The organism is Pseudomonas lactucae, assembly GCF_036688725.1.
In the GTDB taxonomy this organism is placed as follows: domain Bacteria; phylum Pseudomonadota; class Gammaproteobacteria; order Pseudomonadales; family Pseudomonadaceae; genus Aquipseudomonas; species Aquipseudomonas lactucae.
Map to the genome: position 1 here is coordinate 39331 of NZ_JAQQPT010000010.1, position 14567 is coordinate 53897.

Sequence of the window (14567 nt, forward strand, 5' to 3'; positions counted from 1 at the left end):
ATGGACCAGCAGGGATGCCTTCAACACCACCGGGACTACGCGGACACGCAAGCCCTTGGCGAGGCGCTGAAGGCGCTCCAGGCCGAAGGCTTGGACCACTTGCCGCTGCCCGGCAGCGGCGAGACGTTGGCACGGTTCAGTCGGTTGGCGCAGGTGGCCGGGCACGACCTGCGCTTGTGCAAGTTGTTCGAAGGCCACACTGATGCACTGGCGATCATCGCCGAGCTGCATAGCCCACTGCCGCCGTTGGGCAGTACCTGGGGCATGTGGGCCGCCGAACCGCCGACGGCCAAGGTGTGCGTGCAGCGCCAGGGCGAGCGCGTGCGGGTGACCGGGCGCAAGGCTTGGTGCTCCGGCGCGGCGGTGGTCAGCCATGGGTTGTTGACGGCCTGGGATGAAGAAGACCGTCAGCAACTGGTGGCGGTGCCGATGCAACAGCCGGGGGTCAGGGTGACGGATGAAGGCTGGAGCGCAGTCGGCATGGCGGCGACCGGCAGCGTCGAGGTGCTGTTCGACGACGCGCACGGGGTTGCCGTTGGCGGCCCCGGCGCCTACCTTGGCCGCCCCGGTTTCTGGCAAGGCGGCATCGGCATCGCGGCGTGCTGGTACGGCGCGGCGCAACGCCTGGCAGAGGCGCTGCGCGAGCAGTGCAACAAACGCCCGGAACCGCATGCCCTCGCCCACTTGGGCGCGGTGGACAGCGCGCTGTACGCCGCTGCCTGTGCATTGCGCCACAGTGCCGCACACATCGACCGTGCGCCCACCGCTGACGCCCGGCTACTGGCCCAACGCACACGGGCCTGCGTCGAAGAGTGCGTAGAACAGGTGATCCACCATGTGGGCCGGGCGCTCGGTGCCGGGCCTTTTTGCAAGGACCGGCACTTTGCCCAACTGATGGCGGACTTGCCGGTGTATGTGCGCCAAAGCCATGCCGAACGCGATCTTGCCGGTCTCGGCGAGCTGGTTGCCGGCGAACCCACAGGGAGGTGGCAACTATGAAACCCAACCCGATCGTCGGCCAGGGCACGCCGTTGCACCGCTGGCAAGCGTCGTCGCGCATGGCCGAGTTGCCGCTGATCAGCGTTGAACAGTTGGTGCCCGAGGGCCATCGCGCGGTGATTGTCGCGCCACACCCGGATGATGAAGTGCTGGGCTGTGGTGGTCTGTTGCAAGGTTTGGCCGCGTTGGGTCGGCCGATGCAACTGATTTCGGTCACCGACGGCAGCGCCAGCCACCCCGGTTCGCGTCGTTGGCCGGTGGAGCGCTTGAGCGTGGTGCGTCCGCAGGAGTCGGCGCAGGCCCTGCACCGGCTGGGTCTGCCGCTGCACAGTCTGAAATGGCTGCGCGCGGGGTTTGCCGACAGCCATGTCGCCGACCGTGAAGCGCAGTTGGTCGAGTTTATCCAGCGCTACCTCAAGCCCACCGATGTGGTGTTTACCACCTGGCGCGAAGACGGTCACTGCGACCACGAAGCCGTCGGCCGTGCCAGCGCCAAGGCGGCGCAGGCCGTGGGCGCCGCGTTGTATGAGTTGCCGGTGTGGACCTGGCATTGGGCGACCCCCGAGGACTGCCTGGTGCCGTGGCACCGCGCGCGCAAAATCCCCCTGACCTGCGAAGCCGTCGCCCGCAAGCGCCATGCCATCCATGCCTTCGCGAGCCAGCTGGAAGGCGACCCGCAGATCGGCCTGGCGCCGGTGCTTGCGCCCTATGTGGTGGAACGCTTGCTGCAACCTTTTGAGGTGGTATTTGTATGAGTGTGGCCACGCCCTATTTCGACCGACTGTTTGCTGGCAACGATGATCCCTGGGCCTTCCGCCAACGCTGGTACGAACGGCGCAAACGCGCACTGACCCTGGCGTTGCTGACCCGGCCGCGTTATGCCTCGATCTTCGAACCAGGGTGTGCCAATGGCGAACTGAGCGCCGAACTGGCGCCACGCTGTGATCGCCTGCTGTGTTGCGACACCGCCGCGGCGGCCGTGAGCCTGGCGCGTAAACGCCTGCTGGGTTTCCCCCATGCCCAGGTGCGGCAGAGTCGACTACCCGAACAATGGCCCGAGGGCCAGTTCGACCTGATCGTATTGAGTGAGCTGTGTTACTACCTTGACGCCGACGACCTGGGCCGTTTGATCACCCGCGCCCTCAGCGCGCTGAGCGCCGATGGCCAGGTGTTGGCCTGCCATTGGCGTGCGCCCATCGAGGGCTGCCCTCAAACCGCCGAACAGGTGCATGCCCTGCTGGGACAGCGCCTGGGCATGACGCGGGTCGCCGGCCACCATGACCCTGATTTTCTCCTCGACCTGTGGAGCCGCGACGGCACCTCGGTCGCGCATCTGGAGGGCCTGCGATGATCGGCATTCTGATCCCGGTGCACAACGAAGAGGCACTGTTGGCCGAGTGTCTGGACGCCGCACTGGTCGCGGCCAGCCACCCGGACCTGCACGGCGAAGCGGTACAGATCCTGGTGGTACTCGACAGTTGCAGCGACGCCAGCGCGGTCATCGCCAGCGCCTACCCGGTGCAGTGCCTGGACGTGCAAGCGCGCAATGTCGGGCAGGCGCGTGGTGTGGGCGCGCGTCACCTGCTCAATGCGGGCGCACGCTGGATTGCCTGTACCGATGCCGACAGCCGGGTCTCTCCCGACTGGCTGGTGGCACAGCTTGCGTTGGAGGCGGATGCCGTGTGCGGCACCGTCACCGTCGATACCTGGAGTGAGGATTTCGACACATCGGCGCAGATTCGCTATCACCAGGGCTACGCGGCGCGGGACGGGCATCGGCATATCCACGGCGCCAACCTGGGAGTGAGCGCGGGTGCCTACATACGCGCCGGGGGCTTCGAGCCGCTGGCCTGCCACGAGGATGTGCAACTGGTGCGCGACCTTGAACGCTGCGGCGCGTCCATCGCCTGGAGTCACCGCCCGCAAGTCGTCACCAGCGCACGTCTGCAGGCCCGCGCCCAGGGTGGCTTCGGCGACTTTTTGAAGAGCCTGGTGTGCGCGACCTGAAAAAAACCAAAGGCCGAAATGTGAAAACCTTCAATCCTTGTCTATGCTCATGACGCCTTGCTGATCATTCAAGGTTGAATGGTCACGCAGCACCACGGCGGAGCCTGTGGTGAATAAAAGAGAGTCGTCCCGTTATCGGGCACGACCCCGCCTCAATCGACAAGGACGTGACACCCCATGAAGCCTGCCTGCTTAAGCGAAGGTCGTCGCGGCCCCGCGCAAATCTGGAACAGCGCGCCGCAACTGGCGCAAATCCCGCCGATCGCTGCCACCTCACTGGTGCCTCCGGGCGCGCGCGTGGTCATCATCGCGCCGCACCCCGGCGACGAAGTGCTGGCCTGCGGCGGCCTGCTGCAATTGCTCAGCACCCTGGAGCACCCACTGCAACTGATCTCGATCACCGACGGCAGTGCCAGCCACCCCGGCTCTCACACCTGGCCGGCCAGCCGCTTGAGCGTGGTCCGGCCCCAGGAAAGTGCCGAAGCGCTGCGCCGGCTGGGCATGCCCTTGCACAGCCTGAAATGGATCCGCGGCGGTTTTTGCGACAACGCCCTGGCGGCCCGCGAGCCGCAACTGAGCCAATTTATCGCGCGGTATCTGCAACCGGCCGATGTGGTGTTTACCACCTGGTGCAACGACGGCAATGACGACCACGGCGCCGTCGGCCGCGCCAGCGCCAAGGCGTGCAGCCTGGTGGGGGCGCGGTTGTATGAGGTGCCGATCTGGGCCTGGCACTGGCCCGTCCGCGAAGGGGCCGTGTTCCCCTGGCATCGCGCACGCAAGGTAAGCCTGAACACCTGGGGCGTGGCGCGCAAGCTTCATGCGGCCCACGCCTATGCCACCCAACTGATGGGCGACCCCGAGATCGGCCTGGCACCGATACTGGCGCAGGTGCTGCTGGAGCGTATGCGTGAGCCGTATGAGGTTGTGTTTGTGTAGTGGGTTGAAAGCGGGAGCGCGCAATAAATCGCTCCCGACAGCGTGGCATTTACTCTTCTGCCGGCCTGCATTTGACGATGTATTTGTCTGCGTCCTGCCAATCTTCCCTTTTGCGCATCTGTGCTACTGCTTCGTCAACGTCTGACGCCTCTATGCTGTCATCCGCTTGCCTGGCTTCAGCTCCCTGCCCGCTATTGATTGTCATGTCATACACGGCACAATCGAAGTTGGCCGCCCAGCTCAGGGCAGGCGCCATCATCAACACCAGGGCAACGGGCAACATGCGTGCTGCTTGAATATTCATAGTAGTTCTCCTTTGTAGAAGGGGGCTGTCTCAGCCGTTCGCCAGGCACACCGACTACAGGATCACGTGACGGCCACGCCATGAAGCCCATCGGCCTCGACCCTCTACCTCCATCCACTACCGCTTCGTTCCCAGCCTGTTCAGCATAGCCAATGCAACACAGCAAACCACTCGTACCTACCTGCTATTTCTGACAGTAGCGCTCTGCCCGATGTGTGCTAACGTCTAAAAAGCGCTGCACGGGTTCATGTGCAGTCGAGAAAGCCATGCCAACTCTTTGCATTGGCCGGTGTTTTCAGATGCAGGTAACCCGTAGTCCCTGATCCGTATCGCGCATCACGTTGTCATGGTCTGGCCCGCGCCTGTTGTTGCAGGTGCCGGGGGCCCCCTTCCCGTTAGTCGAGGACGGATCATGCACACACGGTTATCACCTCTGGTTTATTTGGGTTTTGCCTGCTCCGCGGCCCTGGCGCCCTGGGCTCAGGTCAGCTATGCAGCCTGCACCATCTCACCCACCGCCGGCGACGACGTCTACACCTGCGACAGCGGCACTGCCGCCGGTTTTACCGACAGCGGCGGCAACAATACATTGACGATGAGCGGCACCGGTGCTGTCACCGGCAATGCCAGCTTCGGCGCAGGCAATGACCTCGTCACGTTTCTCGATACCAGCACCAGCATGCGCATCAATGGCACGCTGAATCAGGGCGACGGCGTGAATATTTTCCAGATGAATAACGGCACGATCACCGGCGCGTTAATTCAGGGCGCGGGCACGGACATCGTGCAAATCAGCGGTGGCACCATAGGGGCGGTGAGCCAGGGCAGCGGCATCGATAAGTTCTCCATGAGCGGCGGGACCATCGCGTCCCTGGCGCAGGGCGATGGGCTGGACGATTTCGTGTTGAACGCCGGCACCATCACCGGCGCCTTCGAGGATGGCGACCAGGCACTGATGACCGGCGGCAGCATCGGCCGAGTGGACATGAAGCTCGACGACAACCTGTTCGATATGCGCGGCGGAAAAATCATCGGCAACCTGGTGACCGGTTTTGGCAAAGACACCGTCCTGGTATCCGGCACCAGCTTCATTGGCGGCAATATCAGCGTCAGCGGCGGTGACGACCGCGTGGAAGTCTCCGGGGGGGACGTCAACGGGCAAATCCTGCTCAGCTTCGGCAACGACGTGTTCAACTGGACGGGCGGTAACCTGCACTCCTTCGTGCTGGCCGGCGCGGGGGACGATACGGCGTTGCTGAAGAACCTGGTGAATACGCAATTGGCAGCAACGACGCTGATTGACGGCGGCCTGGGCAACGACAAACTGACCCTGGACAACACCAAGGCCGGCGACCCGGGCCTGTTTACCAACTGGGAAACCATCCAGATGGACAATGGCGCGCAATTGAGCCTGGGCGGTACGCTCAAGCTCGGTGACAGTGGCACCGGGACCGGCACATTGAGCCTCGACGGTACGAGCGAACTGCTGGTCGCCACCGGCGTGATCGAAGCGTTTACCGCCGGCCAGTTGGTCAGCGTCAACAACCGTGGTCTGATCGACATGACCTCCGGCAGTAACGGCCCCAACGATACCCTGACCATCAACGGTAATTACACCGGTGACGGTGCACGGCTCAAACTGGACAGCACGCTGGGAGGCGACGGCTCACCCAGCGACAAACTGGTGGTCAGTCAGGGTGCCATGGCGGGCTCTACCAGCATCACGGTCAGCAATGCCGGCGGCGCCGGTGCCGAGACGCTGCAGGATGGTATCCAGGTGGTGCAGGCACTCAACGGCGCCACCAGCAGTGCCGGTGCCTTCACACTCGGGGCGCCGGTGTCCGCCGGGGCATTTGACTACTACCTGTTCAAAGGCGGTGTCACGGCCGGTACGCAACACAACTACTACCTGCGCTCCACGATACCGGTTACGCCGATACCCGAACCCGAGAACCCACCCGTCCCATTGCCCGAGCCCGAGAACCCGCCCGTCCAATTGCCCGAGCCCGTCGTAGGCACCCCGCCACTGCCGCCCAACCCAGGCATTACCCCCATTCCGATCTACCGTCCGGAAGTGCCGGTGTATGCCGCGCTGTTCCCGGCCGCGCAACAGATTGTGCAGGGCATGCTGGGCACTTATCACGAGCGCATGGGCGATCAGCGCCAGCAACAGCGCACCGGCGCATTTCCAGCGGGTTGGGGTCGCGTCTACGGCAGCAGCAGCCGCCAGGGTTTTGCCGGTACGGTAAGCCCGACACTGGACAGTTCGATAACCGGCTTCCAGGTGGGCAGCGATGTGTACGCCGGCACCCTGGACGACGGCCTGCTGCAACGCCTGGGGTTTTTCGTCGGCCATAGCCGCCTGAGGGGCAACGTCAAAGGCTTCAACGACGGTTGGCAGGACAAGGACGCCGGCAAGACTACCCTGCGCGGCGACAGCCTGGGGGTTTACTGGACGCTGATCGGCGCCAACCAGGCCTACCTCGACCTGGTGCTGATGGGCACGCGTTTGGATGGCCATAACGAGTCCGACCGTGGCGTGAAGATGAAAACCCGTGGCCACAACCTTGCCGCTTCCGCCGAAGTCGGCTGGCCGATCCCCGTCACCCGTGACTGGGTCGTCGAACCCCAGGCGCAGGTGATCGTCAGCAAGACCAAGCTCGATAGCCGCAACGACGGTATCTCCGACGTGTCTTTCGATGCCGACACCAGCCTCACCACACGCCTGGGCGTGCGCCTGCGCGGCGACTACCATGTGCGCGACATGCCCTTTCAACCCTATGCCCGCGCCAATATCTGGCACACCAGCGCCGGGCAAAACACCGTCACCTTCAACGATGTGACGGACATCGACACCGAGCAGAAGTCCACCACGCTGGGGTTGAGTGTCGGCGCCACGCTGCAGGTCGCCACCGGGGTCAGTGTCTACAGCGAGGTCGGCTATAACCGCAACCTGGACAGCCACACGTTCAACGGCCGCCAGGGCACACTTGGCCTGAGAATGGAGTTCTAGACCGCGCCAACAGCCTTGAAACGGGAAAATTGGAAGGCAATCGCCAGCCAGATAAACCAGGCCGGCATCACGCACAGCGCCAGGCGTGTGTCCGGCCGCAACGCCAGCAAACACAGCACAAACGCGAGGAACGCCAGGCTGAACCAGGCCATCGGTACACCGCCCGGCATTTTGTACACCGATGCAGCGTGCAGGTCCGGGCGCTTCTTGCGGTAGGCGATGTAGGACGCGAGGATGGTCGACCAGGTAAAAATCACCAGGATCGCCGACACCGTCGACACGATGGTGAAGGCGGTCATCACCTCCGGCACCACAAACAGCAACACCAGGCCGAGCACCATCAACAGGGTGGTAAACGCCAGGCTGATAAACGGCACGCTGCTGTGCGACAGGCGTCGGAATATTCCCGGCGCATCCCCCAGGTCGGCCAGGCCGAACAACATGCGGCTGGCGGAAAACACCCCGCTGTTGGCCGACGACGCCGCCGAGGTCAGCACCACGAAATTGACGATACCCGCCGCGGCCGGAAAGCCCGCCACCAGGAACAACTCAACGAACGGGCTCTTGCTCGGCGACACCTGCTGCCATGAGGTCACGGCGATGATGCAGGCCAGGGCCAATACGTAGAACAGGATGATGCGCAGCGGAATCGAGTTGATCGCCTTGGGCAAGGTTCTCTCCGGCGCGCGGGTTTCGGCGGCGGCGGTGCCGATCAGTTCGGTACCGGCGAACGAAAAGATCGCCATCTGGAACCCGGCAAAAAAGCCGAACAGGCCATTGGGGAACGCCGCCTGTTTATCCAGCAGATGGCTCAACGACGCGGTCACGCCGGTGGGTGACACAAAGGAACTGGCGATCAGCACCACACTCACGCCGATCAGCGTCAGCACGGCGATGATCTTGATGATCGCGAACCAGAACTCGACTTCACCGAACAACCTGACGGTGAGCACATTCAACGCGAACAGCGTCATTAGCATGCCCACGGCGGGCATCCACGCCGGGACGTCGGGAAACCAGTACTGGAAGAATCCGCCGACCACCACCGCATCCCCCACCACCGCCACGCTCCAGCTCAACCAGTACGACCAGCCAAGAAAGAACGCCGCGCGCGGCCCCAGGTAAGCGCCGGCAAAGTCGGCGAAACTCTTGAAGTTTAGGTTGGAGAGCAGCAGCTCACCCATGGCGCGCATCACGAAATACACGAACAGGCCGATGATCATGTAGATCAGGATGATCGAGGTGCCGGACAGCGCGATGATCTTGCCGGAGCCCATGAACAGGCCGGTGCCTATCGCACCGCCCATGGCCATCAGTTGGATGTGGCGGTTGCTCAGGGTGCGTTGCAACGCAGGCTTTTCATAAAGCCCGGGCGTGGTTGTTTTCATCACAAAACCTCTTGTTATGTTTTTGAGTTTTGGCAGAAAAAAGGCGGTAGAGCGTTTGTTGTTATCGGGTGGCCTTGCTTTGGAAACCGTGCAGCACGTTGACGGCGTTGATGCCGATCTCATCGACCATGTAGCCGCCTTCCATCACGAACAACGTCGGCACACCTACGCTGGCGATGATCTGGCCCATGCCGATGAAGTCCTCGCTGTCGAGCAGGAAGTGGCTGATGGGGTCGTCCTTGAACGTGTCCACGCCCAGGGAGATCACCAGCACTTCGGGGGCAAAACTTCTTAATTGCCGGCACGCATCGGCCAGGGCGGTGTTGTAGTGGTCCCACGTGGTGTTTTTGGGCAGCGGGTAATTCAGGTTGAAACCCTCACCGGCGCCTGTGCCTCGCTCACTGCGGGCCCCGGAAAAATACGGATAGGACACCGCTGGGTCGCCATGCAGGGAGATGAACAGCACGTCTGCACGGTCGTAGAAAATATTCTGCGTGCCGTTGCCATGGTGGAAATCCACATCCAGCACCGCCACGCGTTTCGCGCCCTGGGTAATGGCCTGCTGCGCGGCAATCGCGGCGTTGTTGAGGTAGCAATAACCGCCCATGTATTCGCGGGCCGCGTGATGACCCGGTGGGCGGCACAGGGCGAAGGCGCTGTGGTGGCCTTCGTCGATCAGCGCCAGGCCGGTGAGCGCGATGTCTGCGCTGGTCTTCACCGCGTGCCAGGTGGTAGCTGTGATCGGCGAACCGGCGTCCATGGCAAAGAAGCCCAGCTTGCCGTCGATGAAGTCCGGCACCTGCTGGTTGGCCAGGTCGCGTACCGGCCACACCAGCGGCAGTGCGTCATGGCTGCGGCCGATGGCGGTCCACTCGGCCCAGGCGTTTTCGAGGAAGGCGACATAGCGCTCGCTATGGGCATTGACGTAACTGGCACGGTCGAAGGCGCGCGGCACAATGATGTCGCCCAGCCCCACGTGCCGGACGCGATCGCGCACGGTGTCGGCGCGGCTCGGTTGTTCGAACGAGGGTTTGAGCACGCCGTCCTTCAATTCGGTGCCGTGGTGCAAACGGTGGTCATCGCTAAAAACAGTCAGCATGGGTGTGCATCCGCCAGTAAAAGACAAGCCTCATTTTGTTCTGGCGGCGAGGGGATTTCTTTGCTTTTACTTCTGGCACTGCTAGCTTTATCGGGTGTTTTTACCAAAGCGGCAGCCATAAATGAAAAATAAAACCAAGCAGGTCGTTCTTGACGACACCGATCTCGCCATCCTGGCCTTGCTTCAGGAAGACGCGAGCATTTCCAACGCCCAACTGAGTGAGCGCCTGGCCCTGAGCCTCACGCCCTGCTGGCGTCGGCGCAAACGCCTGGAGGAAGAAGGCGTGATCAAGAGCTACCAGGCCAACCTCGATCGCAAAATGCTCGGCCTGGACATCATGGCGTTTGTGCACGTGCGCTTTGCCATCCACACCGACCACGCACCGGACGCCTTCGAAGCGGTGGTCAAGGACCTGCCCGAGGTGCTCTCGTGCCACAAGATTACTGGCGATGCGGACTACCTGTTGCAGGTGTTGGCCGAGGATCTGGACAGCTACAGCGAGTTTGTCGAGAGCGTGCTACGGCGCCAATTGGGCATTGCGTCGATCCAGTCCAGCCTCGCGTTGCGCGAGGTAAAAGCCACGAGTCGGGTGGCGATTCCACAGCGCGATTAACGCTGCCCCGCTCGGCAGGTAGTGGCTAAAAGCCTGCTGAGCGGAGGTGAAAAATTCGTTAACTAATTCTCCCCAAAGGGTTTTATCCATGGAATCGATCTGACAGACTAATGCGAATAATTATCAACAGATTTATTATTCGCCAGGAATGGCACTTAGGGAGAGCCCGTTCGATGTCTGTGCAACAAGGATCTACACCTCGCTTGATCGTGTTGGCCGTGTGGCTGGCCGCCTCACACACGGTCTTCGCCGCCGACGCTGAAACCCCGGCCGGCACGCTGGAACTGGGTGCCACGCAAATCTCCGGCGAAGGCCAACTGGGCGAAACCACCGAAGGTACGCAGTCCTACACCACCGGGGCCATGAAGACCGCGACCAAGCTGCCCCTTACCCTGCGTGAAACCCCACAAGCCGTTACCGTCATCACCCGCCAGCGCATGGATGACCAGGCCATGACCAGCATCAATGATGTGGTCAATGCCACCCCCGGTTTGTTCCTGAATTTTTCCAATGGCCCTGGCCGCCAGTCCTATACCGCACGGGGTTTCGACATCGACAACCTGATGTATGACGGCATTCCTAGCGGCTATAGCGGCGCGTCGGTCGGCGCCCAGCCGAACCTGGCGATGTTCGATCGCGTCGAGGTCGTGCGCGGCGCCACCGGTCTGGTGACCGGCGCGGGCAACCCTTCGGCCGCCATCAACCTGGTGCGCAAACGCCCACTGGACGAGCAGAAAGTCACCCTGACCGGTGCCGCCGGCAGCTGGGACGACTACCGTGGCGAGCTTGACGCCTCCAGCCCGCTCAATGACAGCGGCACCTGGCGTGGTCGGGTCGTCACCTCTTACCGCGATGCCAACAGTTTTATCGACCACGCCGAGGACTATCACGGCCTGTTCTACGCCGTCACCGAAGCCGACCTGGGCGAAGACACCACCCTCACCCTTGGCTACTCGAACCAGAAGGACAAGACCAACTACTTCTGGGGCTCCGCCATGATCGGCCAGGACGGCCATCACCTGGACCTGCCGCGCGCCTACAACCCTGGCACCGATTGGGAGAACAAAGACCAGGAAATCAACACCGTCTTCGCCGAACTGCGCCAGCAACTGGCCAATGACTGGAAACTGCAGGTCAACGCCAACTACGCCGAACAGAATGCGCTGTTCTCCGGTTCCTACCAATCGCGCTGGGCCGCCGACAAGTCACTGGCGCGCACGGTCTACCAGGCCGCCTACGACGAAAACCAGGCTGGCGTCGACGCCTTTGCCAGCGGACCGTTCCAGGCATTCGGGCGTACCCATGAATTGGTGGTGGGCGCCAGCCGGCGCATCTACGACATGACCACCCACAACTACAGCCCGTACGACAGCAACTGGCCGCTGACGGCGGGCAAACCGAATTTCGTCCACACCGTCGACGACCGTGCAATAGCCACCCAGGACGGCGTCTACCTCACCACGCGCCTGAGCCTGGCCGACCCACTCAAACTGATCCTCGGCGGGCGCCTGGACTGGTATGACTACGACGCCCACGGCAGCGACAGCGGCGACTACAAGGTCACCCGCAACCTCACCCGCTACGCCGGCCTGATCTACGAGCTGGACGACCATCACTCGGTCTACGTCAGCTACAGCGACATCTTCACGCCGCAAAGCGCCAAGGACACCGCCGGCACGCCGGTCAAGCCGATTGTCGGCAAGAACTACGAGGTCGGCATCAAGGGCGAATACCTCGGTGGCGCGTTGAATGCGAGCGTCGCGCTGTTCCGCGTCGACCAGGAAAACCGCGCCACCCAAGTGTTCGTGCAAAACTGCCCGCAGACCGAATGTTATGAAGCCTCGGGCGAGATTCGCAGCCAGGGGATCGACTTCGAGCTGCAAGGCGCCTTGACCGAGAACTGGCAAGTCGGCGGTGGCTACACCTACGCGCGAACCCACACCATCAAAGACGATGCCAACCCGCAAAAGGTCAACAAGCAGTACAACACCGACACACCGGAACACCTGTTCAAACTGACCACCCGCTACAACCTCCAGGGCCCGCTGGAAAAATTCCGGGTAGGCGGCAACATCTCCTGGCAGAGCCGTATGTACAACGACGTCAAGCTGACGGATGGCAGCACCTACCGCCTCCAACAAGGCACCTACGCCATCACCGACCTGATGGCCGGCTACAAGGTCAACGAGCATGTGGACCTGCAGCTCAACGCCAACAACATCTTCGACCGCCGCTATTACTCCACCATCGCCAACTCCGTGGACTACGGCGGCGACGCCTACGGCACCCCACGGAATATGATGCTGACGGCCAAGTACACGTTCTGACCGACAGGCATAGGTATCGACACAACGTGCGCTGAGCTGAAAATCCAGGGCCAACGGGCTGTTGTGGTGAGCAGGCTTGTCCCGCGCGGGGCTGCGCAGCAGCCCTAAGACCTGCGCCTCGGTTGATCTGACACGGCGGTGACCTTCCGCTGAACCTCGACAGCTCCCACAGGGCACAAGGCTTAAAGTCCCGGCCCCGGATGCCGATACGCCTTTTAGCTTCCCCGCCTCTGCAAAAATCCCGATACCTGTACCCGCGCGCCATCGTGGCACGCCGCATGCTTTGTTCCTGGCCCGTCCACAAGGAGTAAGAGCGAATGCCTGCCCGTACCCGTTTCCTGGAGCACTACCGCAAGGCCGACCGCATCATGCTGGCGTTGATGTGGCTGATGTCCCTGTTCTCCCTGGGGTTGGCGTTCTGGCACGACACGCTCACCCAGGCGCTCGTCGTCGGGGGCGGCACCAGTCTGGTGCTGACCGTGCTCTATCGCGCCATCGGCGGCACCCGCATGATGCGTTGCGCACTGGGCGCGGGGCTGATGGTCATGGCCGCGCTGCACATCAACCAGGCCCAGGGCGTGATCGAAGCGCACTTCGGCATTTTCGCGCTGCTGGCGGTGCTGACGTTCTACCGCGACTGGCTGCCGATCCTGGTGGCCGCCGTCACCATCGCCGTGCACCACGTAGTCTTCCACGCCTTGCAGCACCAAGGGTTCCCGGTGTTCGTGATGCAACACCACGGCGGCTGGGCCATGGTGTTCGTCCACGCGTTCTATGTGGTGATGGAAACCGTCGCCCTGCTCTACCTCGCCGTGCACAGCCAGACTGAAGCGGTGGAGAGCCAGGAAATGCTCGAGAAGATGCTCGACGTGACCTCCCAGTTCAGCGCGCAAACCGCCCACGGCGAAGGCAAGGTGCGTGTATCCCTCGCCAAACGCTTCGACCACTTCCTGCAACAGCTCACTCAATTGATCGACGGCGTGGCCCGTGACTCCCATGGCCTCGGCCAACTCGGCCAGGAACTGGCCCACGCCAGCGGCACCCTGGAAAAAGGCGCACGGCATCAATTGGCCGAAATCAGCGAAATGACCGGCTCCATGCAACGCATGGAACACGCCATGGACAACATCGCGGTGCACGTCGAACAAGCCGTTGAACATGCCGGCGTCGCCAGCAAACAGATCCTGCGCGGTCAGGAAAGCGTCGGCCGCGCCCAACACGAAATCACCCAACTGGCCACCCGCCTGGAGGGCACCAACAAGACGGTCCAGGGCCTGGCCGTCCAAGCCGAGCAGATCGGCTCGGTACTCGAAGTCATCAGCAGCATCGCCAACCAGACCAACCTCCTCGCCCTCAATGCCGCCATCGAAGCCGCCCGCGCGGGTGAGCAAGGCCGGGGATTTGCGGTGGTGGCCGATGAAGTGCGCAGCCTGGCGCAGCGCACCGCCGTTTCCACCCAGGAAATCAAAACCATCATCGAAGGGTTGCAACACGGCAGCCGCCAGGCGGTCGAGGCCATGCACGACAGCCAACAAGGCGTGGAGCGCTGCGTGGAAGACAGCCAGGTGGCCGTGCAGATGCTAGGCGCGGTGGGCAATGACATCAGGCAGATCGATGAACTGAATGGGCGGATTTTCACCACCACACGCGAGCAGACGGAGGCGAATCTGGAGATCGTCGGGCGCTTGCACTCGGTACAGAGCATCGCGCAGAGCACGGCGCAGGATGTGGAGATGCTGGCCCGAAGCAGCGAGCAGTTGCCGCCGATTGCGGTGAGGCTGGATGCGCTGGGGAGGCGGTTTCGTTAGTGATGGGGTTGGGAGTAGTTTTCGGCCGATTCTGCTTAAAAGTCGTTCCTCCCAGTCTGCCCTTTGCCTC

Annotated in this window: 12 protein-coding genes; 9 read left to right on the forward strand and 3 right to left on the reverse strand. The window is 62.7% G+C overall.

Going from position 1 to position 14567, the window contains the following annotated elements; translation table 11 throughout:
* From V6M90_RS13150 to V6M90_RS13170, 5 genes are all read left to right on the forward strand, one after another.
* The gene (locus V6M90_RS13150) at positions 1-999 is read left to right on the forward strand and encodes an acyl-CoA dehydrogenase family protein (RefSeq protein WP_332846641.1); all 999 of its coding nucleotides are present in this window, start codon (positions 1-3) and stop codon (positions 997-999) included.
* Entirely contained in the window at positions 996-1754 is a 759-nt protein-coding gene (locus tag V6M90_RS13155; protein WP_003174190.1) for a PIG-L deacetylase family protein, read from the forward strand. The genes V6M90_RS13150 and V6M90_RS13155 overlap by 4 nt, the downstream gene beginning before the upstream one ends.
* Complete coding sequence (locus V6M90_RS13160; RefSeq protein WP_003174191.1) at positions 1751-2350, forward strand: SAM-dependent methyltransferase; 600 nt, start codon at positions 1751-1753, stop codon at positions 2348-2350. Before V6M90_RS13155 ends, V6M90_RS13160 begins: the two co-directional genes overlap by 4 nt.
* The gene (locus V6M90_RS13165; protein WP_003174192.1) at positions 2347-3006 is read left to right on the forward strand and encodes a glycosyltransferase; all 660 of its coding nucleotides are present in this window, start codon (positions 2347-2349) and stop codon (positions 3004-3006) included. The genes V6M90_RS13160 and V6M90_RS13165 overlap by 4 nt, the downstream gene beginning before the upstream one ends.
* 177 nt (positions 3007-3183) lie before the next feature.
* On the forward strand, positions 3184-3945 hold the full coding sequence (locus tag V6M90_RS13170; protein WP_332846642.1) for a PIG-L deacetylase family protein: 762 nt from the start codon (positions 3184-3186) through the stop codon (positions 3943-3945).
* A gap of 49 nt (positions 3946-3994) precedes the next feature.
* Here the strand turns inward: V6M90_RS13170 and V6M90_RS13175 are convergent, their stop codons facing one another.
* The gene (locus V6M90_RS13175; RefSeq protein ID WP_141063927.1) at positions 3995-4249 is read right to left on the reverse strand and encodes a hypothetical protein; all 255 of its coding nucleotides are present in this window, start codon (positions 4247-4249) and stop codon (positions 3995-3997) included.
* 412 nt (positions 4250-4661) lie between these two features.
* Between V6M90_RS13175 and V6M90_RS13180 the strand changes: the two genes are divergently transcribed.
* Positions 4662-7262 (forward strand): autotransporter outer membrane beta-barrel domain-containing protein, encoded by a 2601-nt coding sequence (locus V6M90_RS13180; RefSeq protein ID WP_332846643.1) that lies wholly within the window; start codon positions 4662-4664, stop codon positions 7260-7262.
* Here the strand turns inward: V6M90_RS13180 and V6M90_RS13185 are convergent.
* Both V6M90_RS13185 and V6M90_RS13190 read right to left on the reverse strand, forming a co-directional pair.
* Positions 7259-8650 carry an amino acid permease gene (locus tag V6M90_RS13185; protein ID WP_305427210.1) on the reverse strand — a complete coding sequence of 464 codons (1392 nt, stop codon included), beginning with the start codon at positions 8648-8650 and terminating at the stop codon, positions 7259-7261. The two genes, V6M90_RS13180 and V6M90_RS13185, sit on opposite strands and share 4 nt — an antisense overlap.
* A gap of 61 nt (positions 8651-8711) precedes the next feature.
* Positions 8712-9749, reverse strand: a complete 1038-nt coding sequence (locus tag V6M90_RS13190) for a histone deacetylase family protein (protein WP_332846644.1) — start codon at positions 9747-9749, stop codon at positions 8712-8714.
* Positions 9750-9870: 121 nt separating this feature from the next.
* On the opposite strand from V6M90_RS13190, the gene V6M90_RS13195 reads away from it, so the two are divergent.
* The 3 genes from V6M90_RS13195 (at position 9871) to V6M90_RS13205 (ending at position 14497) form a co-directional block, all read left to right on the forward strand.
* Positions 9871-10362 (forward strand): Lrp/AsnC family transcriptional regulator, encoded by a 492-nt coding sequence (locus tag V6M90_RS13195; protein ID WP_003174200.1) that lies wholly within the window; start codon positions 9871-9873, stop codon positions 10360-10362.
* A gap of 173 nt (positions 10363-10535) precedes the next feature.
* The gene (locus V6M90_RS13200; protein WP_003174201.1) at positions 10536-12689 is read left to right on the forward strand and encodes a TonB-dependent siderophore receptor; all 2154 of its coding nucleotides are present in this window, start codon (positions 10536-10538) and stop codon (positions 12687-12689) included.
* A gap of 317 nt (positions 12690-13006) precedes the next feature.
* Positions 13007-14497, forward strand: coding sequence for a methyl-accepting chemotaxis protein (locus V6M90_RS13205; RefSeq protein ID WP_141063931.1), 1491 nt, complete (start codon positions 13007-13009; stop codon positions 14495-14497).
* Positions 14498-14567 lie beyond the last annotated feature (70 nt).

Bases quoted from the DNA above. Each gene is read 5' to 3' on its own strand.
- V6M90_RS13155 (WP_003174190.1), top strand. From the start codon at position 996: ATGAAACCCAACCCGATCGTCGGCCAGGGCACGCCGTTGCACCGCTGG.
- V6M90_RS13165 (WP_003174192.1), top strand. From the start codon at position 2,347: ATGATCGGCATTCTGATCCCGGTGCACAACGAAGAGGCACTGTTGGCC.
- V6M90_RS13190 (WP_332846644.1), bottom strand. From the start codon at position 9,749: ATGCTGACTGTTTTTAGCGATGACCACCGTTTGCACCACGGCACCGAA.
- V6M90_RS13195 (WP_003174200.1), top strand. From the start codon at position 9,871: ATGAAAAATAAAACCAAGCAGGTCGTTCTTGACGACACCGATCTCGCC.
- V6M90_RS13150 (WP_332846641.1), top strand. From the start codon at position 1: ATGGACCAGCAGGGATGCCTTCAACACCACCGGGACTACGCGGACACG.
- V6M90_RS13200 (WP_003174201.1), top strand. From the start codon at position 10,536: ATGTCTGTGCAACAAGGATCTACACCTCGCTTGATCGTGTTGGCCGTG.
- V6M90_RS13170 (WP_332846642.1), top strand. From the start codon at position 3,184: ATGAAGCCTGCCTGCTTAAGCGAAGGTCGTCGCGGCCCCGCGCAAATC.
- V6M90_RS13205 (WP_141063931.1), top strand. From the start codon at position 13,007: ATGCCTGCCCGTACCCGTTTCCTGGAGCACTACCGCAAGGCCGACCGC.
- V6M90_RS13180 (WP_332846643.1), top strand. From the start codon at position 4,662: ATGCACACACGGTTATCACCTCTGGTTTATTTGGGTTTTGCCTGCTCC.
- V6M90_RS13175 (WP_141063927.1), bottom strand. From the start codon at position 4,249: ATGAATATTCAAGCAGCACGCATGTTGCCCGTTGCCCTGGTGTTGATG.
- V6M90_RS13160 (WP_003174191.1), top strand. From the start codon at position 1,751: ATGAGTGTGGCCACGCCCTATTTCGACCGACTGTTTGCTGGCAACGAT.
- V6M90_RS13185 (WP_305427210.1), bottom strand. From the start codon at position 8,650: ATGAAAACAACCACGCCCGGGCTTTATGAAAAGCCTGCGTTGCAACGC.